At 71.6% G+C, this 23,987-nt stretch carries 23 protein-coding genes; 2 read left to right on the plus strand and 21 right to left on the minus strand.

Annotated elements, in window-relative coordinates; all coding sequences use genetic code 11:
• Position 1: 1 nt before the first annotated feature.
• From ABD981_RS04890 to ABD981_RS04965, 16 genes are all read right to left on the minus strand, one after another.
• Positions 2-904, minus strand: a complete 903-nt coding sequence (locus ABD981_RS04890; RefSeq protein ID WP_046909236.1) for a phage distal tail protein — start codon at positions 902-904, stop codon at positions 2-4.
• Entirely contained in the window at positions 901-6,138 is a 5,238-nt protein-coding gene (locus ABD981_RS04895) for a phage tail tape measure protein (RefSeq protein WP_046909235.1), read from the minus strand. Before ABD981_RS04895 ends, ABD981_RS04890 begins: the two co-directional genes overlap by 4 nt.
• A gap of 15 nt (positions 6,139-6,153) precedes the next feature.
• Entirely contained in the window at positions 6,154-6,450 is a 297-nt protein-coding gene (locus tag ABD981_RS04900; RefSeq protein ID WP_046909234.1) for a hypothetical protein, read from the minus strand.
• Positions 6,451-6,560: 110 nt separating this feature from the next.
• Positions 6,561-7,076, minus strand: a complete 516-nt coding sequence (locus ABD981_RS04905; protein WP_046909233.1) for a hypothetical protein — start codon at positions 7,074-7,076, stop codon at positions 6,561-6,563.
• Between the two features lie 108 nt (positions 7,077-7,184).
• Positions 7,185-7,976, minus strand: a complete 792-nt coding sequence (locus tag ABD981_RS04910; RefSeq protein ID WP_046909232.1) for a phage tail tube protein — start codon at positions 7,974-7,976, stop codon at positions 7,185-7,187.
• A 97-nt stretch (positions 7,977-8,073) separates the two neighbouring features.
• Entirely contained in the window at positions 8,074-8,523 is a 450-nt protein-coding gene (locus ABD981_RS04915) for a hypothetical protein (protein ID WP_046909231.1), read from the minus strand.
• The gene (locus tag ABD981_RS04920; protein WP_046909230.1) at positions 8,520-8,906 is read right to left on the minus strand and encodes an HK97 gp10 family phage protein; all 387 of its coding nucleotides are present in this window, start codon (positions 8,904-8,906) and stop codon (positions 8,520-8,522) included. Before ABD981_RS04920 ends, ABD981_RS04915 begins: the two co-directional genes overlap by 4 nt.
• Positions 8,903-9,358, minus strand: coding sequence for a DUF6093 family protein (locus tag ABD981_RS04925; protein WP_046909229.1), 456 nt, complete (start codon positions 9,356-9,358; stop codon positions 8,903-8,905). Before ABD981_RS04925 ends, ABD981_RS04920 begins: the two co-directional genes overlap by 4 nt.
• Complete coding sequence (locus tag ABD981_RS04930) at positions 9,355-9,732, minus strand: hypothetical protein (RefSeq protein ID WP_046909228.1); 378 nt, start codon at positions 9,730-9,732, stop codon at positions 9,355-9,357. Before ABD981_RS04930 ends, ABD981_RS04925 begins: the two co-directional genes overlap by 4 nt.
• The gene (locus tag ABD981_RS04935; protein ID WP_046909227.1) at positions 9,729-9,950 is read right to left on the minus strand and encodes a hypothetical protein; all 222 of its coding nucleotides are present in this window, start codon (positions 9,948-9,950) and stop codon (positions 9,729-9,731) included. The genes ABD981_RS04930 and ABD981_RS04935 overlap by 4 nt, the downstream gene beginning before the upstream one ends.
• Positions 9,950-10,789, minus strand: coding sequence for a hypothetical protein (locus ABD981_RS04940; protein ID WP_123954694.1), 840 nt, complete (start codon positions 10,787-10,789; stop codon positions 9,950-9,952). Before ABD981_RS04940 ends, ABD981_RS04935 begins: the two co-directional genes overlap by 1 nt.
• A complete protein-coding gene (locus ABD981_RS04945) occupies positions 10,786-11,121 on the minus strand; it encodes a hypothetical protein (protein ID WP_046909226.1) in 336 nt (111 codons plus the stop codon). The genes ABD981_RS04940 and ABD981_RS04945 overlap by 4 nt, the downstream gene beginning before the upstream one ends.
• 89 nt (positions 11,122-11,210) lie before the next feature.
• Positions 11,211-11,618, minus strand: a complete 408-nt coding sequence (locus ABD981_RS04950; RefSeq protein WP_131723895.1) for a hypothetical protein — start codon at positions 11,616-11,618, stop codon at positions 11,211-11,213.
• Between the two features lie 5 nt (positions 11,619-11,623).
• Positions 11,624-12,688 carry a major capsid protein gene (locus ABD981_RS04955; protein ID WP_046909224.1) on the minus strand — a complete coding sequence of 355 codons (1,065 nt, stop codon included), beginning with the start codon at positions 12,686-12,688 and terminating at the stop codon, positions 11,624-11,626.
• 10 nt (positions 12,689-12,698) lie between these two features.
• Complete coding sequence (locus ABD981_RS04960; protein WP_046909223.1) at positions 12,699-13,433, minus strand: hypothetical protein; 735 nt, start codon at positions 13,431-13,433, stop codon at positions 12,699-12,701.
• Between the two features lie 103 nt (positions 13,434-13,536).
• Positions 13,537-14,376: a phage scaffolding protein gene (locus tag ABD981_RS04965; RefSeq protein WP_046909222.1), complete on the minus strand. Its 840-nt coding sequence runs from the start codon at positions 14,374-14,376 to the stop codon at positions 13,537-13,539.
• Between the two features lie 313 nt (positions 14,377-14,689).
• On the opposite strand from ABD981_RS04965, the gene ABD981_RS04970 reads away from it, so the two are divergent.
• Positions 14,690-14,833 (plus strand): hypothetical protein, encoded by a 144-nt coding sequence (locus tag ABD981_RS04970; RefSeq protein WP_165590967.1) that lies wholly within the window; start codon positions 14,690-14,692, stop codon positions 14,831-14,833.
• A 307-nt stretch (positions 14,834-15,140) separates the two neighbouring features.
• Here the strand turns inward: ABD981_RS04970 and ABD981_RS04975 are convergent, their stop codons facing one another.
• The 3 genes from ABD981_RS04975 to ABD981_RS04985 form a co-directional block, all read right to left on the minus strand.
• Positions 15,141-16,994, minus strand: a complete 1,854-nt coding sequence (locus tag ABD981_RS04975; protein WP_046909221.1) for a hypothetical protein — start codon at positions 16,992-16,994, stop codon at positions 15,141-15,143.
• A 611-nt stretch (positions 16,995-17,605) separates the two neighbouring features.
• The gene (locus tag ABD981_RS04980) at positions 17,606-19,207 is read right to left on the minus strand and encodes a terminase large subunit domain-containing protein (RefSeq protein WP_046909220.1); all 1,602 of its coding nucleotides are present in this window, start codon (positions 19,205-19,207) and stop codon (positions 17,606-17,608) included.
• Positions 19,185-19,748, minus strand: coding sequence for a hypothetical protein (locus ABD981_RS04985; protein WP_046909219.1), 564 nt, complete (start codon positions 19,746-19,748; stop codon positions 19,185-19,187). The genes ABD981_RS04980 and ABD981_RS04985 overlap by 23 nt, the downstream gene beginning before the upstream one ends.
• 217 nt (positions 19,749-19,965) lie before the next feature.
• Here ABD981_RS04985 and ABD981_RS04990 point away from each other — a divergent pair, with 217 nt between their 5' ends.
• Positions 19,966-20,562 (plus strand): Rv1352/Rv1906c domain-containing protein, encoded by a 597-nt coding sequence (locus ABD981_RS04990; protein WP_046909218.1) that lies wholly within the window; start codon positions 19,966-19,968, stop codon positions 20,560-20,562.
• Between the two features lie 226 nt (positions 20,563-20,788).
• Here ABD981_RS04990 and ABD981_RS04995 read toward each other — a convergent pair whose 3' ends face one another.
• Complete coding sequence (locus ABD981_RS04995) at positions 20,789-21,508, minus strand: RapZ C-terminal domain-containing protein (protein ID WP_123954693.1); 720 nt, start codon at positions 21,506-21,508, stop codon at positions 20,789-20,791.
• A 122-nt stretch (positions 21,509-21,630) separates the two neighbouring features.
• Positions 21,631-23,970 (minus strand): hypothetical protein, encoded by a 2,340-nt coding sequence (locus tag ABD981_RS05000; RefSeq protein ID WP_046909217.1) that lies wholly within the window; start codon positions 23,968-23,970, stop codon positions 21,631-21,633.
• Positions 23,971-23,987: the final 17 nt, after the last annotated feature.

Below are 23,987 nucleotides of genomic sequence, written 5' to 3' on the forward strand. Positions count from 1 at the left end.
CTCAGAGGGCGGTGTAGGTGCCGCGCCAGGTCAGGCGCAGGCGGGCGGTGTTCGTGGCGTCGAAGGCGGTGAACCGCATCTCGCTGGTCCCAGGCGGGACGGCGAACTGGTCGATCCGTGAGGCGGGGGCAAGCAGAGAGAGCGCGTTGCCGCCGTTCTCTCTGGTGACGGTTCGGAATCCGGGGCGGGTGTCGATCTCGATCCACTGGCCGGCGGTCAGGTTGGCGGTGGGAAGGGCGAGCGTCCGGCCGGTGGGAACGTGGGTGACGGTGACGTTCGCGCACGGGCCGGTGATCCGCAGGACGGGCCAGGCGTCGGCAGTGCCGGTGTTGGTGACCCAGCCGGGCCGGTCGGCGGCGACCGTGCCGTTCTGCACGTGGATCGGGGCGTGAACGGGTGCGCGGAACCCGCCGCCGGTGAGCCAGCCGAGGGGGATCTCGGTGACGGTCTCGGTGTCGGAGTACCAGAGCGGGTCGGTGGCGGCGAAGGAGATGTCGAGGGGGACGTATCCGTGGATGGCCTGGCGTACGTCGGCGTCGAGGAGCCGGACGCGGCCCTGGAGGCGCTTGACGGGCCGGCCGGGCCAGGCGATGCGCAGGGTGTGCGTGGCGCCGCCGGCCAGGCGTACGGCCGGGGCGTGCAGCGGCTGCTGGAGGGCGGCGAGGACGTCGAGGGCGGCCGCGCGGTCACCGGGGGTGCGGATGGCGGCGTCGATGCGGATCTCGCGGGTGGCGTAGTAGTCCGGACCGGGCCAGGCGCCGTCCATGGACGGCTGGTCGAAGTCCTCCTCGCGTACGGGCGGCCGGCCCAGGCCGGAGATGTCGCGGATCTGGACGCTGGTGCCCTTGCCGATGACGACGCCGGCGAGGTCGAGCTGCCCGGTGGTCAGGGTCGGGTCGGTCATCGGTTTGCCACTCCCCCTCGACGCGCTCGGCGCTGCTGGTGGCCGATCTCGGCGGCGATGTCGCGGGCGCTGGCGCCCGTGCGCAGCGTGGAGACGGTGATGTTGGTGTCGCCGGCGTCCTTGAGGACGACGACCTGCTGGGAGCCGCGGACGTCGGTCAGGCCGAGGCCGTGGCGGCGCGCGGCTTCGGCGAGGACCGGGAGGGCCTTGCTGCGCTTGTGGGCGCCGAGGGGCACCAGGGCTTCCCCGCCGGTGCTGGGCTCGGCGAAGGTCATCAGGCCGGCGTTCGTGCTGTAGATGCCTGCGCGGATGCCGCCGTCGGCGTACGCCTGGCCGCGGTTCGCCTTCGCCAGGTCGGTCAGGAACTTGCCCGCGCGGGCGCCCAGGGCGGACCGGATCTGTCCGGTGGCGCGGTTGGCGATGTCGATGATCTCGTCCTCGCCGAGGCCGGTGGTGGCGGCGACGTCGTGCAGGCCGGTCTTGGAGGAGCTGATGGAGGCGATGACGGCGACGAGCTGCTGCACCTGCTCGCTGGTGAGCTGCGCGTTGGCCTTCTTCGCCGCGGTGTTCGCGGTGCCGGCCTTGCGCCGGTCGGCGACGGCCGACGCGGCGAGGCTGATGGCGGTCTCGTCGCCCTGGGCGGCGAGCTGCCGTGCGAGGTCGCCGTAGCCGCGGGCCGCGAGGGTCGCCAGGTTCTGCGCGAATCGCGCGTCGGTGGCGGTGACGGCGTTCAGGGAGCGGGTGTAGTCGGTCAGCGACACCTTCGCGGTGGTGGCCAGGCCGCGCAGGGCGGCGGCCATCTCGTTGACGTACTTGGTCGAGCCGCGCGCCATCTTCTTGGTCAGGGAGACGCCGTCGGCGCCCATGGACGCGAGGGCCTGCGCGACGTCGGAACCGGCGCGTTCGGCGACGACGGCGAGGTCGCCCTGCCACCACCGCATCTGCGCGGACGACTGCTTCAGCTTGCGCTCCAGGGCGCCGAGGTCGAAGAAGTCGACCTCCTTCACCTTGCCCTTGACCTTCACCTTCTTGGTGCGGTGCGCGGCCTGCCCGGCGTCGGAGGGGGAGAACAGGGCGCCGGTCTGCGGGTCGTAGCGCCAGTCGGTGACGGACCCGGTGGCGTTCCACTGGATGCCGGAGGGGTCGCCGCCGAGGCGCCGGACGATCTCCTCGGTGATCGCGCGGGAGCGGGGGCGTGCGTCGGTCCGGAAGGGGACGTAGCCCTCGCCCTGGGTCTCCCGCTCGCCCCAGACGCGGTAGGAGCCGGCCGGGGCGATCTGCGCGATGTGCTGGTTCGGCCGGTCCCCCGGGTCGACGGCGCGGCCGCGGATGCCGCCGGTGGCGTAGTAGTCGACGACGGCGCCGGTCGCGCGGGCCTGGATCATGTCCGGGACGCCGTTGGCGTCGCGGTCGCCAGCCGACGCCGACATGTAGACGCCGATGCCGACCTGCTTGCCGTGGATGTTGTCGATGGCGTTCTGGATCTGGGCGGCGGCCGAGATGGGGCTGTTGGTGGGCACCGTGATGGTGACCGTCTTGTCGCGGGCGTTGTCGCGGATGGAGAAACCGAGCTGCTGGAGCTGCTCGCGGGCTGCGCCGGTCGGTGCGGCCATGGTGAGGGTCTTGCCTTGGGTGGCGGCCACCTTGTCCTGGATGGCCTGCAGCTCACGGACGGCGGCGACCGAAGGCGCCTTAATGTCGAGGGTCTTGCCGTCGGTCGCGGCAAGCTTCTCGATGAGCAGGTCGAGCTGCCCTCGGGCCTGGGCCGTCGGGGCGGTGATCTTGTACTCGCGGGTGCCGGGGATCAGCTCGATCTGGTAGCCGATCTCCTCGAGCTCGCGCTTGGCGTCGGCGCCGAGGGCGTCGACCTTGATGGTCTTCGCCTTCGGCGTCCGAGCGAACTCGGCCTGGATGGCGATGAGCTCGGCGAGGGCGGTGTCGACGCCCTTGGTCTGCAGGAGGATGGTCACCTGGCCGGGGATCAGGCCCATGGAGTCGGCCATCTTTTCGGCGGCCTCGGCGCCGATGCCGTAGCCGTCGGCGACCTTCAGCGCGGCGTCGCGGCCCTTCTTCATCTCCCGCTGCGCGGCGGCGATGGCTGCGGGCACGCCCTGGTTCTGGGAGAGGGCGAAGTCGTACGCGGCGATCGCCGCGGCGGCCGACGAGTCGGCGATCGTGTTGTAGGTGTCGAAGAGGGCCTGGCCGTTGGCGGTGACGGTGCTGATCGTGCCGTTCTGGCCGATGAGTGCCTGGCCGTAGCCCTTGGACTTGTCGATGCCGTTCGCCATGGCCTCGGTGGCGCGGGTGACGGCTTCGTTCACGCGGGCCTGCGCGGCCTGGAGGGACACCGACCCGCCGGACAGCAGGTCGAGGGCTTCGCGTAGGGCGCGGGTACGGGAGTCGGCGTCGGCGGTCTTGTCGGCGAGCTGGCCGACGGACCGCTTGAGCAGGTCGTAGGCGGTGGTGTTCTTCCCGGCCTTGGCGACGCCCTGGGCGAAGGCCTCGGCGTCGTCCTTTGCTTTGCGGAAGTCGCCGGCGAGGCCGCCGATGCCGACCCGCAGGTCGTCGGCGGCGCGCCCGGCGACGGTGAAGCCCTCGGCGCCGACGCCGGTCTCGGCGTCCAGGTTCCACGTCTTCTGGGCCGCGGCGGCCGCGGCGAGGCGGTCTTGGAGGTCGTCGAGGGAGGAGCCCTGGTTGGTGTAGGCGTCGACGAGCTCGGACATGGGGATCCGAGCGCGCTTGGCGACGTCGACGAGGCGCTGCTGGCCGTCGAGCGTCGTCTTGATCTTCGTCGCCATGAGGGTCTGCATGGCGACCTGGCGGACGTTCTCGTCGACGAGGCCGTTGGACTCGCGCAGCGCGGCGGACAGGTTCGCGATCTGGTTCTCGTGCTCGCGGGCGGCGGCCGCGGCCTTCTGCTGGAGAGAGGCGAGCATGCCGAGGCCGATGGCGGCGCCGGTCAGGGCGAGGCCCCACGGGCCGCCGAGCGCGCCCACCAGGCCGCCCACAGCGGTGCGCAGGCCGGTCCCGGCGGCGGCGGTGACGCCGCGCAGGCTGCTGGCGAAGCCGGTGGCCTGGCCGGAGGCCGTACGGAACGCGGCGCCCATCTGCCCGACGGTGGTGACGCGGGTCTGCAGGACGGCGAGCGCCGCGCCGTAGCGGTTGATGGAGGTGCCTGAGGCGGTGGCGAGGGCCTGCTGGATGCGCATCTGCTCGCCGAGGCTGCGGTAGGCGCCGGTGAGCCGGCCGCCGACCGTGCTGGCGAGGCCGCTGGCGACGGGCCCGACCCGGCGCATGAGGAGCATGGCGAAGACGGCGGACTGCACTGGGCCGGGCAGCGCGCCGAACATCGAGACCAGGCCGCCGACCATCTGGCCGACGGGGCCGAGGACGGTGGAGAGGACCTCGATCGCGGAGGCGGCGAGGTCGAGGACGTAGACGACGGTGTCGAGCGCGGTCGCGGCGCCCGAGCTGCCGTTGGTGATGTCGCCGAGCGCTTCGAAGACGGGGGTGGCGCCGTCGGCAAGGTTCTCCAGGACGGTGACGGCCATGCGGCCGGCGGTCATCAGGACGTGCAGGGCGGTCGCCGCCAGGTCGAGCGCGCCGTCCGTGAACGGGGCGAGCATGTCCGAGGCGGCGTCCTGCACCGCGCCGAACGTGCGGTGGGCGTCGGCGGCGATGCCGGGGCCGAACAGGGTCGCGAAGTCGTTGGCGTACTGGAAGAACTGCTCGATCCTCGGGGTGGCCTGGGCGAGCCCGGAGGTGACGGCGCGGGTGAGGTACTCCAGGCCGGGGGCGGCTCCGGTGTAGAGGGTGAGGCCGGTCTGCCTCGCCTGGGTCTTGAGCTGGAGCATGGCGCCGGCGAGGCCTTTGCCCTTGGCGGCTGCGATGTCGGAGGCGGCACCGGTGCGGGAGACGGCCTGGATGAGCGCGTCGTAGGAATCGACGCCCTGGTGGGCCAGCGCGATGGCGCCGGACATGGCGGGCTTCCCGAAGGCCTTGGCGACGGCGGCGGTGAAGTCCTGCTGGGTCAGGTCGTGCTGTGCGGCGGACAGCTTCTCGACGACGTACCGCAGGCCCTTGAAGCGGCCCTCGGCAGTCCACGCCTCGATGCCGAGGGCCTTCAGGCCTTCCTTCATCTGCGGGGTCGGCTTGGCCAGGTTGGTGAAGATGCCGCGCAGGGTGGTGCCTGCTGTCTGGCCGAGGATGCCGGCTTTGCCGAGCATGCCGACGCCGCTGGCGGCTTCCTGCATGGAGACGCCGAGGCCGTGGGCGACCGGCCCGGCGTACTTCATCGCGTAGTAGATGTCGATGATGTCGCCGGACGCCGCGTTCGCTGTCGCGGCGAGGGTGTCGGCGGCGACCTGCGCCAGGTCGGCGCCCATGCCGAACTGGTCCATCATGTCGCCGAGGTACTTCGCGGAGTCGGCGGCGTTGACCTGCGCGGCCGATGCGAGGACGAGGGAGGCCCGGGTCGAGGAGATGGCCTGCTCGGTGCGGAAGCCGGCCTTCGCCAGCTCGACCATGGACTCGGCCGCGTCGGTCGCGGTCGCGGCTGGCAGGCTCAGGTCGTTGCCGAGCTGGTTCGCCGTCAGCGCCGCCCGGCGCATCTGCACGGCCGTGCCACCGGTGACGGCACCGAACGTGTTCATCGCCTGCTGGTACTCGTTGCCCTCCTTGACCAGCTCGGCGCCGCCCATGACGAGCGCCCCGCCGGACAGCACCGCGGCCGCGCCGGTGAGCTGGTGGCGCATCCGGCCGGTCTCGTCGGCGTAGCGGCGCATCGAGGCGGCGCCGCGGTCGCCGACCCTGCTGGTGCGGGCGGCCGCGCGCTCGGCGGCGGTGGCGAGGCGGGTGAGGTCGCGGACGGCGTTGTCGATCTGCCCGGACATGCGGGCCAGGTCCCGGCCGGCGGTTCGGGAGTTCGCGCTGAGGGCGTTCAGGTGCTGCTGCGAGGTGCGGGCGGCGGCGCCGTACCGGCCCAGGCGGAGCCCCGCGCGCTCTGCGCTGGCGCCGAAGCGGTCGACGTCGCGGGCGGCGGTGCGGGCGGCCGAGCCGAAGGAGCGCACGTGGCGCGCGGCGGTGTTCGCGTCGCGGCCGAGCCCGGCGACGTGGGTGCGGGCCGTGCGGGTGTGGGCGCCGAGCGCGCGGGAGTGGGTGGCGGCCTGCCGCAGCTCGCGGGACAGGCTGCTGCCCGTGCCCCGGATGTCCACGGACAGGGTCCAGTTCGCCACCAGGCCGCCCTCCTTCTACTCGTCGTCTCGGTCTCGGCGCCGCGCGCGCCGCTCGCGTTCCTTCAGGTCGCGCTCGACCTCGCGGGCCGCGTGCACGGCGTACGGGATGAGCGCGATCTTCTTGCCGTGGAGGTCGCCGCCCTGGGCGGCTTCCTCCTGCTTGTCGGCGATGACCTGGCAGCCGATGCACCGCTGGACGACGGCCACGTAGGCGTCCTCGGTGTCGTCGCTACCGCCGTGGTCCCAGTCCTCGTGCCGGGTCCCGCACTGCGCGCACACGGTCCGCGTGTAGTCGCGGTAGGCGAGGGCCATCTCCCGATCCCGGGCGGTCCAGGTGCCGGTCCCGGCGCCGCGCCACTGGCTGTAGGGGATGCCCCAGCGGTCGCACAGCTCCAGCTCGGTGCGGAACCGGTCATCGGCGATCAGCCTTTTCCCACGTCCGCGCGGGTCTCGTTCTGCACGTTCCAGGCCGTGTTGAAGAGCTGGGCGGCCTCAGCTTCACCCCAGGTCTCCAGGAAGCTGCGGGCGTCATCGACGGTGAGCTCGTCCAGGGACGCCGCAGCGACCAGAGCCGGGCCGAACGTCTCGACGTTGACCTCATAGCCTTCCTCGGCCTGGGCCTCGGTGGGCGGGTGCAGCTTCTTCAGGCCCTCGAAGTCGCCGCGGGGCAGCGCCTGGAACCGCAGGTCGTACGCCTCGGTGTCGAACGCGGCCTGTGCGGCGTCCAGCTCCTGCTGGGCGAGCGTGACGGCTTCGGCGATGACCTGGTCGCCGGGCCGGTTGGCGGCGTCGGCCTTCGCGCGGCGCAGCGTATGCCGGGCGAGGTCCAGGGTGGTCTTGATGGCGGCGTCGTCGCAGATCGTCATCTTCAGCACGGGCCGCTGGCGGGCGCGGGCTCGGGCGGCCGGCGACTGGGTGGTGCGGGTCTTCGGGGGCATGGGGGTGTTCCTCCATCACGGGAAGGGGGGACCCGGCCGGGCGCTCGCGGCGCCCCTTCCCGAACGCTGGGGCGCCCGGCCGGGAGTCGGGGTGGGGGTGGCGGAGGGTCAGCCGCCGGGCGTGGTCGTGGTGACGGCGACGGCGGGGGTAGTGCCGCCGGTCAGGCCGGCGCCCGAGGCGGTCATCTGGGCCACGTTCTGGCCGTCGTACTGGCCGCCGAAGGTGACCGTGACGGCGGCGCCCGGGAGCGGGCCGCCGGCGCAGACGACGTCTCCGGGGTTGATGTTGGCGAGGCCTTCGAGGGCGGTCTGCACGGCCGACGCGGCGGCGTTGAAGGCGATGGCCGCGGTCGTCTGGCCGGAGAACGTCAAGGTGAAGGTGCCGCCGGTCGGGGTGCCGGTGATCGCGATCGACTGGACCTCGTCCGTACCGGCCGGCGGGACCGAGAGGTTCAGGGCGGGGGTGTCGGTGATGACGAACTTCGCCATCCACTTCGCGGCCTCGTTGTCGAGGGTGATCGTCGAGGACTTCGAGGCGACGGTGACCGGGTAGACGTCCATGGAGTTGGAGCCGGGGACGTCGCCCTTGCGCAGGAAGATGACGAAGCCGCTGGTGCCCTTGGCCAGGGCGGTCTCCAGGGCGTCGTCGGTGTCGTCCTCGTAGAAGGTGAGGGTGGAGTCGGCGGCCTGGTCCTCGCCCTCGATCTTCGAGGTGAACTTGGATTCCAGGTCGGGGGTGTCGATCGGGCTGTTCTCGAGCTGGAAGCCCTCGACGGCGGCGACGGCCTTGGTCAGCTTGGTGGCGGTGCCGAGCTCACCGCGGGTGGGGATGTAGGCGCTGGAAGCGATGGTGGTGGCGAAGAGGATCTTCGTCTTGCCACGACGGGAGAACCTGGGCATGCGTGGGACCCCTTGAAGGCGCGGTGGTGATGGCGGCCACTGCGTGGTGGCGTCCGCGTGGGGGTCCCGCCGCGGTGCGGGTCAAGCCTGACCGGGGTCAGGCGGGCGTCAGGGTGAACCTGAAGCGCTGCACGTAGCTCATGATGGCATCGGCTGGATCATTCGTTCCCCCGGGTTCGGTGTCGAGCTCACGGGTCATCACGACGGCGCCCGGGACGGGCAGATCGTGCAGCCAGTGGCCGGTGGCCGGATTGCGGGCGAGGAACGCCGTACGGGCCTTGTCGGCGAGCCACTCCGCCTGCTCGGCGCTGCCCGCGCTGCCGGGCTTGGCCGGGTCGGGGGCCGACACCGACGTCACCTGGTAGACGACGCTCAGGTCGTCGTGCTCGTCGGCCAGCGGCGGCCCGGACACGGCGGTGTCCAGGCTGTAGAGGACGTAGTAGCGCAGGCCTGCGCCGGCGGGGAGGCGGCCGCGGCCGACGGGCAGGCCGGTCGTCTCGGCAAGGAGGGCGAGGACGGCGTTGGTGACGGCCCTCTTCTCGATCATGCGAGTACCTCCGCGACGGCGAAGCGCATCTGGGCGTGGAGGGTCATGGTGATGAAGTCGATGGCCGGCCCGACGTGCGGGAACGGCGGCTGGTCGTAGTGCCTGCCCAGCGAGTCGATGCCGGTGAAGCCCCACTCCAGGCGGCGGCTCTGCGGCGCGGTGGTGCCGAGGGTGCACTGAGCGCCGTACGGGATCCGGCGAGGCACTGACACCCAGGAGCGCCGGTAGGCGCCGGTGATGACGTTCGGTCCGGGCCGGCCAGACGCGTTGCCGCGGATGCGGGCCTGGCCGAGGACGCCGGTGTGGTCGACCGCCTTGTAGATGGCGTCGGGGACCCGGGCGGCGGCGCGGTCGAGGCGGTCGGCCATCTCGTCCGGGGTCATGGCGTGGGCCCGGGGTTCTGGTCGAGGCCGGTGATGCGTACGGCCTGCACGGTGGCGGCGTCGGTGGCGTCGGAGCAGATCCAGGAGCGGCCGAGCAGGTCGGCGTTGGCCGGGTTGTGCACGGCGGTGATGGTGGCCTGGGCGTCCTTGGGGAAGCCGGGGTGGTCAAGCGGGGTGAGGAGCCGGTAGCGGGAGCGGATGTTGCCGGTCCACGGGAGTTGGGAGTCGGGGATGGAGACGAGGTCGCCTTGGGCGGTGGGGCGGATGACGGCGCCGGGCCCTTCGTACAGGACGGTGTCAGCCGGGTGCTCCAGCTCCCCGGTGGCCGGGTTGAGGACGGGCTCGCCCGCGCCGGGCAGGACGATGCGGACGGTGTCGACGAGGAGGTGCTTGTCGATCCAGCGGACGACGCCGGCCAGGGCGCGGTCGAGACCCGGGAGGGGGATGGTCATGTGCGGCCCTCCGCCCAGTCGATGAGCTGCGCCAGCATCGCCTTCGTGAGCTCGTTCGGGGAGCCGTCGAGGTCGTTGCGCTGGAGCGCGGCCTGGTCGAGCGCGGTCGGGTTGATGTGGCGCAGGAACTCGGCGACGGCCGGGCCCGGGTCGGTCGTCTCGGCGACGGCGACGTGCGCCAGGCCGTCGAAGGCGGCGGAGTGGCGGGGCGAGGGGTACAGGACGAGGAGCGGCGGCTGCCCGACGCGGTGCTCCAGGGTGTAGCCGGCGAGCGCCCTGCTCATGTCGGCACCGTCGAGGACGACGGTGGCGGTGTGGCCGTCGGCGGTGATGCGGACGGTGTGCGGTTCGTCGGCGAAGGTCTGTTCGTTCACGCCCGGTCCTCCTCGGTTCCGTCGGAGTCGTTGGCGAGTTCGGTGCCGGAGCGCACGGCGACGGTGAAGCCGATCGGGTTCGGCTTGTCCGGGGCCGGGCCGGGGAGCGCGGCGAACAGGCGGCGGACGGTCTTCTCGGCGTCCTTCAGGCTGGTCCGCTCGCGCGTGCTGGCGGTGAGCTGCACGGTGCGGGTGCCGTCGGTGATGTAGATCCGCATCAGAGGTCTGCTCCTGATTCGAGGCCGGGGGCGGTGGTGAGGTCGGGGCGGGGGATCCACTGGCGGATGCAGCCGAAGTGGGCGATGGGCCAGGTCTCGGCGTCTTCGGCGGAGCGGATGGTGCCGTTGGCCTTGTCGAGGTCGTTGTGGCCGGTGAAGCCGCACTCGCTGCCGTCGATGCACTCGAACCAGTGGGCGTCGAGGTCGTAGCGGCCCAGGGTGAGGGCGGCGGTGTTGACGGTGGTGGTGGCTTGCTGGCCGAGGGCGGCGCGGGCCCAGGCGTCCACGGGGTGCTTGGCGGCGTTGCGGTAGACGACGGTGTCCAGTCCGTGCCGGTCGAGGAGGGCTCGGCGGTCGACGCCGGCCGTGGTGCGGGCCTGGACCTGCGCGGTGCGGGTGAAGGCCTGCGCGCGGCGGACGGTCTCCTGGATGCGGGTGATGAGGTCGGTGTAGTACCGCGCCGACAGGCTGGTGATGGCGGCCTGGTGCCGGTCGGTCCAGGTGAACGACCGGTGGTCGAGCGGGAGGTGGCGCAGGGCGCGGGCGAGCGCGAGGGTGGCGCCGGAGCGGTAGAGCAGCGGGAGGTCCTGGGCTGCCCATCGTTCGGCGACGGCGCGGGCGGCGCGGTCGAAGACGGCGACCGCGGTGGTGAAGGTCTGCAGGGTGCGGCGGACGCGCTGGATCGCGCCGCGTGCCCGGTCGGCTCGCTGCAGTTCGAGGGCGCGGATGGTCTCGAGCTGGGCGCGGTGCAGCTGGGCCCAGGCGGCGGCGAGCGCGAACGCGGCGGAGGCGATGGCGGCGTCGCGCTCTGGGGCGGCCGGCTGGAGCGGGGTGGTCATCTGCGGGGTCGCTCGACGAGTTGGAGGATGCCGAGGCCGTCGGGGGCGCCGCTCGGGCCGGTGGGGTCGTCGGGCGCCGGGGGCTCGCCGTTGGCCAGGGCGGCGATGTGCCGTTCGAGGGCGCGGATGTTCTCGCTGTACGAGAGGGAGACGACGCCGGAGACGGCGAGGGTGCTGGGCTGGTCGTGGATGAGCGCGGCGAGGCGCTCGCGCAGGAGCTCCAGGGCGACGGGGCGGGCGGCTCCGAGGCGGGCGTAGCGGTTGTCGAGATCGGCGAGGTCGGTGCTGGTGCCGAGCTGCGAGATGAGCCAGGCGCGTACGGCGGCATCCATGCGGGATCTCCGGGTAGGCGGCGGGGCGGGAAGGGACACGGGTACGGGTCCGGCCCTGGCGCCCCCACCGGGGCCGGGCCCGTACTCGCTTACTGACCGCCGGTGCCCTCGGCGGCGGTCTCAGCCGGCTTGCGCGCGGCCGTCTTCTTGGCCGCCCGGGTGGGCGGCTTCTCCTCGGAGCCCTCGGTGCCCTCGTCGGGCTCGGCGGAGGGCGAGGAGTCCTTGTCGGATCCGGTGTCGGAGTCGGCGCCCGGGGTGTCCCCCGGGCCGTCGCCGTCCCCCTGGCGAGGGTCCTGTGGCGTCTCCTGCTGGTCGGCGTCGGGCGCCGGCTTCTGCGGCAGGCGCAGACGCGGGAGCTTGCCGTCGACCCAGGCGGACGGGTTGGTCACCAGGGCGGCGAGCCGGGGCTCGGGGCAGGTGCCCGGGTGCAGCTCGACGGTCTGGTGGGTGTCGGGGTCCTTCACGAAGACGGTGGTCCGAAGCTGGGCAGCAGTCATGGCGGTCACCAGATCGTCGCGGCGATGTGGATGTCCGGGGTGTACATGACGGGCATCGCCGCGGCAGCGCCCTTCGTCCACACCTGGACCGGGTCGTCTTCGTAGCCGGAGGTGACGATGATGCCCGGGGCCTCCTCGCGGTCGATGGACGGGTTGCCGCCCGAGGACAGCACCATCCCCTCGGCGGTGAGGCCGTACTGGGTCTCGCCCATCTGGCGGGCGTCCGGCGGCAGGAGGAAGAACATGTTCTCGGGCAACGGGCGGACGTCGGTGCCGTCCTCCAGCGGGATGGTGACGTCGTAGTCGACGATCGGCGGCAGGCCGTAGCGGCCGCGGACGACGTTGACCTCGTTGGGGGCGAGGACGGCCGTGGGGATGGTGGAGGCGCTGTTGACCGAGCCGTAGTACGCGGCGCGGTAGCTGTCGTTCGCCATGGCCAGGGCCATGCCCTTGTAGGAGGTGAGCGCGCGGGTCGGGCGCGGGGCGCCGGTCTTGCGGAGCAGCTCGATCCAGCGGAGCTCGTCGCCGAGCATGTCGGCGGCCGGGTTGGTCCAGGCGACCGGGGCGGTCGGCATGTTCGCCGCGGGGACCTTGTGGTCGGCTTCCAGCATGAGGTTGTTCTCGCCCTGAAGCGTGAACTTGCCGTCGACGAGGCAGTCGCCGGCGGCGAGCTCCATGCGGTGCTTGACGGACAGCACGTGCGCGGCCGCATCGTCGTAGATGGCTGTCACGAGGTCCTTGGAGTCCATGCCGCGCTGGATGTTCTCCAGGATGGTCTCGAGCTCGCCGATGATGTACTTCTGGCCGAGCGGGAGGAGCTTGCCCTCGGTCGCCCAGCGCTCGATCTGCCGGGTGGCGACGCGGGTCTGGGCGTCCCAGGCGCGGTACGTGGCGGCGGCGACCCGGCGGCGGGTGCCGCGGATCTGCCACTTCACCGAGTTCACGGTGCGCTCGGGGAAGACGGACTGGGTGAGCGCGTAGTCCGCGGGGGTCTGGATCTCGCGCACGAAGGCGTTGATCTCGGTCGGGTTGATGTCCCGCAGGAGGACCTCAAGCATGTCGTTCGGCATGGGGGCCTCCTCAGACCTTGTAGACGAACTGGGTGTTGGAGCCGGCCGGGACGTCCTTCGGGTCGAAGGCGACCGGCAGCTTGGCGACGTCGATCTGGCCGTGGACCATCAGCGGCGCGGCGGCCTTGGTGGAGCCGGGGTAGAAGCTGACCTCGGTGAAGAGGAACCCGGCGAAGAGCTGGGTGCCGTCGGAGGCGGTCGCTGTGCCGCCGCCCGTGGTGGTGGCGACGGTGACGCCCGGGGTGGTGCCGCCGGTCAGGGACGCGGTGGCGGTCATCTGGGTCACGTTGTCGCCCAGGTACTGGCCGCCGAACGTGACCGTGTAGGGGCCGCCGGCGTTGCCGGTGACGGTGACGTCGCCCGGGTTGATGTTCGACAGGGCGACGAGCGCCGCCTGCACGGCCGCGGCGGTCGCGTTGTACGCGATGGCGGCGGCGGTCTGCCCGTTGAGCGTGAGGGTGAATGTGCCGCCGGTCGGGGCGCCGGTGACGGTGACGGACTGGACCTCGTTGGTGACGGCCGCGTACGGCTCGTACAGCCCGGTGGCGGTGTTCCGGCCAAGGGGGATGCCGGACTTCAGCCGCCTCTCGGGCTGGTACTTCGACGCCTCCAGCCAGTGGATGTTCTGGTCAAAGGCGGTCAGGTCGAGGGTGACCGTCTGGTTCGCTTCGATGCCGAGCATGCTCATCAGCCACGGGCGGCCGACGGAGAGCGTCTCGCTGGTGGTGTACGGCTGGATGTCCACGCCGAACCCCTTTCGCGGTGATCGCGGAAACGGTGGTGAGGCACTGCGTGGTGCCGTCCACGAGGGGTTGGGCGTGGTCCCAGGCTGTGGTGGTGCGGGTTGGTCAGGCGGCGTCGGCCGAGCGCAGCCCCATGTCGATCGCGCGCTGGCGGGCCGCCTCTCGGAGGGCGTCCTTGCCGCCAGCGGGGGTGCGCGGCGGCGGGCCGCCGGCCGGGGCGCCACCGGGGGCGGGCGGGAGCGGGGGCGCCGCGGGGGTGCCGCCGAAGAGCGTCGGGCGGCGCTCCTTGAGCGCTTCGGCGGCCGCGGTGATGGCCGCGTCGTCGGCGCCGTCGGGGAGCTTGCCCTTGACCAGCTCGTACGCGTCGTCCTGGTCGTCACCGTGGGCGTTGAGGCGGGCGAGCGCGGCACGGACCTTGGACTCGCGGTCGCGGGCGGCAGCGGCGTCCTCGCGGGCCTGCGCGGCCTGCTCCCGGGCCGTCAGGGCCGCCTCCCGGGCGGTGAGTTCCTCCGCCGTCTTCTGCGCCTCGGTGAGCTGTGCCTTCCGTGCGTCCTCGGCGCCCTTGAGCAGGGTCCCGAAGGTGGTCGGGTCGAAGTTGTCGACGTCGATGGAGAGGCCGGACGCCTCGGCGAGCTCGCGGAGCAGCTTGCGGCGGCCGCGGCCCTGCTGCGTCGCCATCAGGGTGTTCAGGCGCTCCTGGGTCATCGGCAGGCCGGAGTCGCGGTCGAGGAGAGGGCCCGGACCGGCGGGGGCTGGCGGCGCGGGCGGCGTCGGGCGCGGCGGGATGTCGGCCGGGCTCGGCGCCGGCGGAACGACCGGGGCGGGCGGCACGACCGGCTCGGTGCCGCCGGAGTTGTAGAAGACGGCGAGCGCGTCGACACCCGCGTACGGGTGGGACCAGGCGGTGTCGGCCGGCGTAGGGCGGTACAGCGCGGGGCGGCGCATGGGGGCACTACCTCCCGAGAGAAGTTCGTCAGGCCCCGCGCCTTGATCCAAGGAGAGCACACATTCGCCGGGTCGTTCCCCCAGGTCGTGCCGGATCTCCATGAAGGCGGCTGCGCGCTGCGAAACCTCTGAAGATCGAGTACGGCCGCCCGCATCTTTTTTGACGGAAAGTGAGGAGGCTTACAGTGCGGCCCCTTTGCGTGTGCTGGTAGACGTCGCTGCCGTAGTCTGCCCCTCGAAACGACTCGTCTGGCTCTCCTGTCTGCGCCCTCGTGCGGAGACAGACTCCGCCCTCGGAGACAAGGAGACGATCATGAGGAGTTGGTTCGAGAGGCGCAAGAGGTTGTTCCGCCGCCTCTTGGTGCTGGCCGCCATCGCGGTGATGGTGGGTCTGCTCAAGGGGGCTGCGACCGAGGCCGGTCAGGAGCTGTACAGGGCCGCTCGGGTCTGGTGGTAGAACAGCTGAAGCCCAGCCGATATCCGTGAACCTGATATCGACCGGGCACGGGCCAGGCAAGAGCCTCGCAGGGCTGGCACCCTGCGGGGCTCTTGTTCGTTCCCAGGCCCCTCAGCTGTCCTTGTCAGCAGCGCAGTTGCCTCGGCGTACCCGACTCAAAGTGCGCTCGTCTGCACACAAGCACACAGCGGGTCTGACCCGATGCAACTACGCCTCGGCGGAGGTGAGCAGGGCTGCTCATTCGCCTACCTGACGTCACGAGGGTAGTGGAGGTGTCAATCGCGGTCGACGCGTATGAGCCGTTGTGTCATAGCTCACCGGACGCGACGCTCTGCTCAGGATTGGGCAGCTGCGGCGTGGGCGGCGTCGGGTCGGGCTCGATGTCGATGCCGAGGTAGTCGCCGACGGCCTTCGTGGAGCCGGTCGCGTCGGCGAGGATCCGGGCGTCCTCGAAGCGGCGGGACTGGATGAGCTGGATCTCGGTCTCGGCGTCCTCCATGGGCCAGCCGGCCTCGGCGAGGATGCGGATGCCGGTCTCCAGCGACATGACGCCGCCCTTGACCGCGTTGGTGACCTGCTCGAGGACGGCGGCCTTGTCGGTCGGGGTGTACGGGCCGAAGGCGAGCTCGGCGGGCTGCGGGCGGACCCCGGCCCAGTCGGGGTGCTGCCCGGCCAGGGAGAGGCGCTGCACCATCTTGAGCAGCAGGACGTACTTGTGCGCGCGGGCGAGGCGCATGGCGCCGACGAGGGAGTTGAGCGGGCCGAGGGAGATCTCCAGGGCGTAGCCGGAGGGGACCTCGGTGGGGTTGACGGTGCCGAGCGCGACGGCGGGCAGCCGGGCGATGGTCGCGGCCCGCTCCGAGAGCTCCGTGGTCCGGTTGCGGAGCTCGGCGAGCTGCGGGGAGGTGTCGACGGCGTCGAGCCGGCCGCCCTCTCCGAGTTCGAGGATGGTGCCGGGGGCGACGGCCATCTCGCTGCGCCGGCCGCTGCCGCCGCGGCCGGAGATCGCGAGGATCGGGGCGCCGGTCGTCGCGGAGGCCTTCGCGGAGTCGGTGTCGGTGCCGGAGAGCTCGTCGAAGACCTGCAAGACCTTCGCGAGGGACGAGGTGCCCCAGTGCTCCTCGGCGTCGGGGACGGTGTTGGGCACGTGGACGATCGGGAGGAAGTCGATGTAGAGGTCGAGCCGGTCGAGGACCTCGCCTGCGGCGTTGGTCGCGAAGTGCGCCTTGTCCATGGGCAGGTCGTCGACGTCGTGGGGGCCCTTGAGGTCGCCGAGGTCCCAGGTGGCGTCGGTGAGGTAGCAGGTGAAGTGCGACGGGGTGTCGTTCCACGGGTACTGGCGGACGATCAGGCCCTCTGGGGTGATGGTGTCGCCGACGCCGAGGACCGGCTGGGCGGGGGTGCCGTCGTCGGGCTCAGTCTCGACCAGGGTGCGCACGGGCCGGCCGGTCTGGTCGATGCCGGAGGTGGTGGCTGGGTGGATCCAGCCGAGCTCGTAGGTGATGCGGCGAAGCCGCGGCTTCAGGCCGCGCTTCTTGTCCTCGGGGAGCTCCCAGGCGAGGTGGACGCGCTCGGGGTAGTCGGTCGCGTCGCCGTCTTCGCCGAGGACGGGGAAGTAGAAGCCGGGGTCGTAGGTCTTGCAGCGGACGCGGCCCTTGGCCGGGTCCCAGGCGAGGAGGTAGACGCCGTCCCCGTAGGTGACGGCCTTCCGCTCGGTCTGCATGACCCGCATGGCGAGGAGCTCGTCCACGGCCCAGGCGCGGAGCAGGGTCTGGACGCGTTCGGCCATCGCGCGGTCGGTGCCCGGCTCGTCCTGGGCTGCGGTCTGTTCAGCGCCGGGCACGACGATGGTCTGCTCGTCGCCCAGGACGTGCGCGAGGACCGCTTCGACGAACAGGCTCGGGTCTCCGAACTCGCGGCGCTCGCGGGCGGCGTCGCCGTCCCGGAACGCGGCCAGCTCGGCCGCCTGGTTGTTGTCGTACGCGGCGAGCAGCTTGTAGGCGGCCAGGCGCCGCTCGTCCTCGGCCGGCACCCAGGAGGCGGCAGCCTCGGGGAACGCACGGCGGTGCGGCATGCCCAGGGCGTCGGAGTAGATCGGCTTGTAGTTCGCCCAGCCCCACGCGTCGATGAGGACGGACTTCACGCCGCTGAACAGGCCCACGGGGCACCCTCCGCTACCAGGCCCCGCGCCATGTGATCAGCGTACGGGGCGCGGCGGGCCTCGATCCCCAAGGACGGCGCGGAGGTCTGATGGTGGCTGCTCGCCAAGATTCACCCCGATGGGGGAATCGCCGTTTGCCTGCATTACACAGAAAAGCGCGCTATGCCTGGAACTTGTGATCCGATACGGCCCGTAAACTCGGTACCGGAATCGATCGTCTCCACCCAACAACCCTGACTCCGACGCCAGCTGGGCCGGGGAACTCGGCTGCCCGTCCCACCCGGCACACACCCCGGTGAGACTGCCGAGAGGTTGGAGGGGAGCAGATGGACGACGACGGTCCCAACTGGGACTTTTGGAACTTCGTGATCACCGTAATCGGTTTGGTAGCCCAGGTGATCATGAAGTAGCCGGTCCCAGCGGGACACTCCCGCGACGGCTCCTCGCAACCAGCGGGGAGCCCTTCGCGTTGTCGCGAGCCCACCTCAGCGTACTGAGCAGTGCGCCGAGGTCCAATGTACTGAGAATTTTCGCTAGTGGAAAATCCCGGCTCCAAGAATTCTTGGAGCCGGGAACCTTTCAGAGTTGGATTCCCGAAGGATTTCGATCTCTCATCGGCGCCCCGCGAGACGCTGGTCGGAGTACGAGCCGCTCGTGGACGGGGCGGCGGCGGGGTCGGCGAGCTCGGTGAGGGCGTGGACGGCGGCGTCCATGCGGTCCGGGGAGTCCATGCCGGGAATCCAGGTGACGAGCTGCCCTTCGAGGCGGGGGTGTTCGCCGACGTGGTGGACGAGGCCCTGGGAGTAGAGCTGCGCGATCGGCTCCGCGCGCAGCCGCTTGCCCTGCTTGGCGTGGACCTCGATGACCGCGGGCATGAGCCGGCCCTTCGTCTCGCCGCTCTCCGTGAGCTCCTTCCAGGCCTGCACGATGATCTGCTTGGCCATGTCGCCGCCGAAGTTGTCCTCGACGACGATGGCGTCGGCGTCGACTTCCAGGGCGAGACGGCAGGCCTTGTGCCCCCAGGTGTCGGCGCCCATCCGGTCGGACTGGTCGGCGACGACGTAGAAGTGGCCGTCGGCGGTGCGGCCGGCCGCGACGAGGCCCGTCTCGTCGTTGACGTCGTCGGCACCGCCCGCGTGGTCGACGGCGACGACAATGCGGGAGAGGTCGACACCGCGGAGTGCGACGGGCCCGATGCGGTGGTCGGTGATCCAGGGCCACTTCCACACACCGCCTTCGAGCGGGCGGGGCTTCTGCTGGTAGAGCGACCACCAGACGCGCTCGCCGACAGCGCGGCGGAACTTGTTGAGGGTGCGCCGGTTGAAGCGGCCGGGCCACAGTGCGGCGCCGATCGGGCGGCCGAGCGGATCATCGGCGGAGTCACAGATCGCGGGCAGGTCGATCTTGATCCAGTCGTCGGCGTCCTCGCCTTCGAGGAGGCGACCGGCGAGATCCTGCTCGTGCCACCTGGTCTGGATGACCAGAATGCTGCCGTTGGGCTCCAGGCGGGTGTTGATGACGGAGGTCCACCAGGACCAGAGGCGGCGGCGGAGGGTCGGGGACTCGGCGTCGGCGGCGTCCTTGATGGGGTCGTCGACGATCGCGAGGTGGGCGCCCTTGCCGGTGAGGCCTCCGCCGACACCGGCGGCGACGAGTCCGCCGCGCAGGCGGTCTCCGGTGACGGGGTCGGCGAGGTCGAAGCGGGCCGCGGCCTGGGAGCCGGCGTGGAGGGCGAGGCCGATGCGGGGGCCGTACGTCTTGATGGCGTCGCGGATCCAGCGGGAGTGCTCCTCGGCGAGGTCGGCGCCGTAGGAGGCGATCATGACGCGGTGGTCGGGGTGCCGGGACAGGTACCACAGCGGCGCCCACCGGGCTGCTCTCTGGCTCTTCCCGTGCCGCGGCGGCATGGTGATGAGCGCCTTGACCGACTCGCCGCGCGCCATCCGCTGGAAGAGCCGGTCGATGAGGACCAGGTGCGGGGCCTGCATCTCGATGCCGTCGGTGAGGGTGACGGCCATGGAGCCTGGGGAGCGTTCGAGCGCCATCGCGTACTCGACTTCGGCGAGGACGGTCCGCAGTTCGGGGCTGGCGCGGCGGGCGACGCGGCGCCGCTCGGCGCGGCGCATCCTCCGGTAGGCGGTGATGAGCCGGAGCGTGGCGTCGGCCTCGGAGACGACGTCGGGGTCGAGGTCAGGCCGAAGTACGGTCGTCATCTTCGTCCTCGTCGACGTAGCGCAGGTCGTCGTCCTCGTCGTCGTCCGTCTCGTCGGTGTCGGGGTCGCCGGCGGTGGCGATGAGCCTGTTCAGCTCGGCGAGGCCGACGTGGTCGAGGCGGACCGCTCCCCCGCCGGGCCCGGACACCTCGGTCTTCACGGGCGCGTCGAGGCCGTTGAGCTTGGCGCGGCGGTCCATGAGCTTGAGGACGGTGTCGACGGCGCGCATGTCGACCTCGTTGCCGATGAACTGGCCGTCCTTGCCGTAGACGGGGCGCTCGGTGGTGGCCTGCCTCCAGACGGCGTCGAGGAGGGCGTCGAGGCGTTCGTTCTCCTGCTGCCGGTAGACGGAGGCCTCGGCGGCGGCGTCGTCGCGGTGGGCTTCCAGGGCGCGGATGAGGTCCTTGGACGCGGCTCCGGGGCTGGCGTATCCGAGGTCGAGGATGCGGTGATCGTTGAAGGGCACGCCACGGAGCCGCAGGCGGATCAGATCGGCGCGGCGGGCGGCGACTTCGGCCTGCTCGGCCAGCGAATGGGGCATGGCGGTGGGGGCTCCCGCTCCTGGTCAGGCCCCGCGCCTTCCGTTCGATGATCCCCGATCTGAGCGCATCCGATCCCCCGGGCCCGACGGCGGTGGCATATTCGCGGGCATGAGACATGTACGAGGGGTGGGGGCCGCGGCGGTCGGCGTGGCTGTGGTGTTGCTGGTGTCGGGGTGTTCAGGGGGTGGTGACGGGTCGTCGGCGAAGGCGCCAGAGGTGACCCCGACGACGGGGGCCGAGGTGGTGCCCACCGAGATGCCGGTGGAGCCGACGACGGCGGCGCCGGCCACCCCAGCCTCCCCGCAGGACGAGCTGAAGGCGCTCGCGGCGGAGAACGGCTGGCAGGTCGACGAGCTGTATGCGGGGTCGGCGGTGGCGTTCGTGGAGGATGTCTGCGCATCGCTGCCGGTGAGCGGCGTCGAGGGAGCGTCGCGGCCGCAGTGGCTGGCGGAGGCGGGGAACTTCGACGGCGACGGGAAGGCCATCTTGCAGGCGGGCATCCCGAAGCTGTGCCCGAAGTGGACGGGCGTGCTGAAGCAGGCGGTGTCCGGGAAGTACGACCGGTGGTTCGGCAGCGGGACGTTCGTGGTGTCGTCGAAGCCGGCGGCCGCCGGGGAGGACGAGACGATCCCGCCGGGGACGTACCGGGCCGAGGGCAAGATGGACGGCTGCTACTGGGAGCGGACCTCGGAGTCCGGGGAGATCGTCGACAACAACTTCGCCACAAGCGCGCGGAAGATCACGGTGACGATCCGTTCGTCGGACGGGCAGTTCACGTCAGAGCGCTGCTCGGTGTGGAAGCCGGTGAAGTAGCCCCGGGCATGGAGCGGCCCCGCCGGACGGGGGAGACCGGCGGGGCCGTGAGGTTCTCCGCGACGGGGGTGCGCGGGCGAACCTGGGGGGAATTCTTGCACGTCCGGGGCCCGTAACGGGCGCGGGGACACCATGAATTGCGCGCCCCGGACGCTGCAGGAACCATCGTGGCGCACGGGCGGGCGTTTGTCTGAGGTGCTATCCCCGGTACTCCCCTGGCGGGGGGTCAGAGCGTTCCGGCTTCCCAGCGGTCGAAGCCGCGCTCGCGTACGTGGCGCCAGTCCTGCGGAGCGCCGATGAGCTGGTCGGCCCAGCTGCGGGCGGCCACGGCATCGGCGGCCTCGTCGCGGGTGAAGGCCTCGTGGATCTCGGAGATTGCGTCGCCGTCGGGGCGGATGCCCTTCAGCTCCCAGCCGTAGACGCCGACGTCGATGTGCCCGGGTTCGAGCGTGTAGCGGGCGAAGGCCGGGGCGGCGGTGGCGGTGGTCGGCTTGGTGGTGATGGGGCGGTCGATGTGGCGGTGCTCGACCTCGCAGCCGACGTCGGCGGCGCGGAGGTAGGCGGCGATCTCCTCGGCGATGGCGACGGAGCGGTGGCGGCCGCCACCGCACATGACGTGGATGTCGACGCGGGTGGGCTGGGCGGTGCCGACCCAGCGCTTCTGGTTCTTGGGGTCGAGGAGGATCAGGGCCTTCTCGGCGTTGCGGGAGACGAGTTCGCGGGCGCCGCGGGTGGCCATGACGTAGTGGCGGACCTCTCGGTCGAGGCCGTTGGAGTTGAGCATGCGCTCGCGGACGGCGGGGTCCTCCGGGGGGTTGCGCAGGGCGCGGGTGTCTACGAGCAAGGCGTCGCCGGTGGGGTTGTCGGTGTGGTTCTCGCCGAAGCTGGTGATGACGCAGCGGAGGTGGTTGTCGCTGTAGAGGGCGGAGGCGTCGTCGTAGGTCATGGGGTGCCTTTCTGCTGGTCGGGCAGGGGCGGTGTGCGTGGGCCGGGGTGGGCGGCGCGGAAACGACACTACCCCATATTCTATTGTCAAGACAATAGAATATGGGGTAGCTGGTTCGAGGGTCAGGCGGCCTCCTCGGCGGCCTCCGGCCGCGGGCCGAGAGCCACCTTCGAGGTCTTCCCTTCCTTGATCCGGTGGATCTTCCCCGCCTTCTCCAGCTTGTTGAGGACGTTCGCGAAGGTGGACTCCGAGACCCCACAGGCGGCCTGAAGCTGGCCCCGCTCCACGTAGTCGACGTCGCCAGGGTCGATGTCGTCGCCGACGTCGACCATGTCCACGTACATCGGGTCGGACTCATCGCGGAGGGCAGCCAGCACCTTCTCCTCCGAAGTGAGCTCCTTGGCCTTCGGGAGGTCGACACCAGGGAACGAGGTCCCGGCCTCGCCGGTAGCGCCTTCGCCGTCCTTCTCCTCGAACCCGGGGATCGGCGTGCGGGCCAGCTCCTCCATGTACGCCTCGTCGCCCCACCAGGGGACGTCGACCGGCGCGAGGATGTTCTCCGGCCGGATGTGATCAGTGGCGTCCTCAAGGGTGTCGATGCGCATCATCCCGGCACGGCCGCCGGGGGCAGCGACGTATCCGAGGCCGAAGGTGCGGCGCGGGTCCGACTCCTCCATGGTCGGGTCGTACACCAGCGCGTCGTCCTCCTCCACCCACACCGGCGGGATCAGGGAGGGGTCGATTCCCTCGAAGCCAGGGGGGAGGTCGCCGAGGTTCACCTGGTCGCTGTCGGTGCGCAGGATGATCCAGGTGCCGCCGGCGATGAGGTTGGCGCGGATGGCCTGCTCGCCGCCGAGCTGGTCGAGGTTGACGGTCTGGTTGATCAGGACCCAGGGCATGCCCAGGGAGCGGGTGAGGGAGGCGCCGTCCTTGACGATCTTGATGGCTTCCTTGCGGTTCGGCGCGCCGGGGGCGAGCATTTGGGCGGCCTCGTCCAGGATCGTGGCGCAGTACGGCCGCATCGCGGACGGCTCGAAGTTCTTCAGCTCCAGACGGGCGGCCTCTTCGATTCGGTGCTGCAGGACCCACCAGGACAGCCGCATGGCGCCCAGGGCGCCCTCCTTCGTAAGGCCGCTGTAGGCGGCCATCTTCGGGATTGCCGGGTTGCTGGCGCCCTTGGGGTCGCCGTAGATCTGGGACATCTTGTTGGCGTGGTACGCCAGGCTGATCATCTGGCCCGTGCCGCCCTTGCCGGAGCCGGTGGTGCCAGCGATCACGACGTGGAGGGCGCCCAGCTTCGGGTCGAACAGCTGGATCTTCGCCGGGAAGCCGGAGACGATCTTGCCGATGTTGACCCAGCCGCCCGGGGTGGCCTTGAGCGAGTCCAGGCCCTGGAAGTCGTGGCCGGCCTCCAGGGGGTTGTGGTCCATGACGCGGATGATCGCGCGCCGGGGGTCGCGCCGGCCCGGCTCGTAGGAGACGAGGTCGATGGACCGGCGCAGCGCGCCGGCGAGCTCGCCGAGGTTGACGACGCGGGGCAGCGCGTCCAGGTCGTCGTCGGCGACGACGCGCGCCACCTGGCCGCCGGTGTTCTCGTCGTGGCCGACCTCTTCCAGGTGGGTCTTCGGGAGGACCCGTGCGCGGACTCGCTTCCAGGCGCCTTGGAGGGTGGAGGGGTCGAGCTCCGCGCGCTGGGTGTACCAGACGGTGATGAAGACCTCGCCGGAGTGCGCGCCTACCTTCATGTCGATGTCGTCGACCGTGCGGCCGAAGAGGGAGGAGACGGTGTCCTTCGCGACGTTCACGGAGTCGCCGAGGGCGGCGGTGATCCGGCCTTCCCAGCGGTCGGTGTAGATCACGACATCGGAGAGCACCTGGTTCTTGTGCCGGCCGTTCTTCGGGTCGCTGATCACGTGCCCCCAGGCCGCGATCATCTTGTCGGCCATGGACACGGCGGCCGGGGCGCCGGTGTTGGCCGGGGCGGCCTGGACCGCCTGCTGGGCCTGCGTCTGCTCCACCTCGACCTTTCGGCGGCCGAAGACGCGGCGCAGGCGCCAGCCGGTGAAGACGACCGCGGCCCACCAGCCCAGCGACAGGATCCCGGGGATGGAGAGCGGCTCCAGGGCGCCGGCCAGCAGGGCGTCGGTCGCCTCGGCGCCGCCCAGCTGCCCCAGGGCGAGGCCCATGCCGGTGGTGATCGTGGAGATTCCCATGGTGTCGCGGTGCGCCCGCGCGATGTCGATCCCGGGGAGCTGGTTCGCCCAGCGGCCGAGGCGGTTCATGTAGTTGGCGCCGGCGAACGTCGCTCCTGCCACGAAGCCGATCCCGGCGTAGGCCGCGGCGTTCGGGTCCAGGAACGGGGCCAGGATGCCCACCCCGACGGGCAGGAGGACCTGGAGCGCTGCGGCGGCGCGCTCCGCCGGCTCCGCGTTCGGCACGGTCTTGGTGATGGTGGTGGACATCAGGCGGGACTCTCCTG

The organism is Streptomyces showdoensis (assembly GCF_039535475.1).
Taxonomy (GTDB): Bacteria; Actinomycetota; Actinomycetes; order Streptomycetales; family Streptomycetaceae; genus Streptomyces; species Streptomyces showdoensis.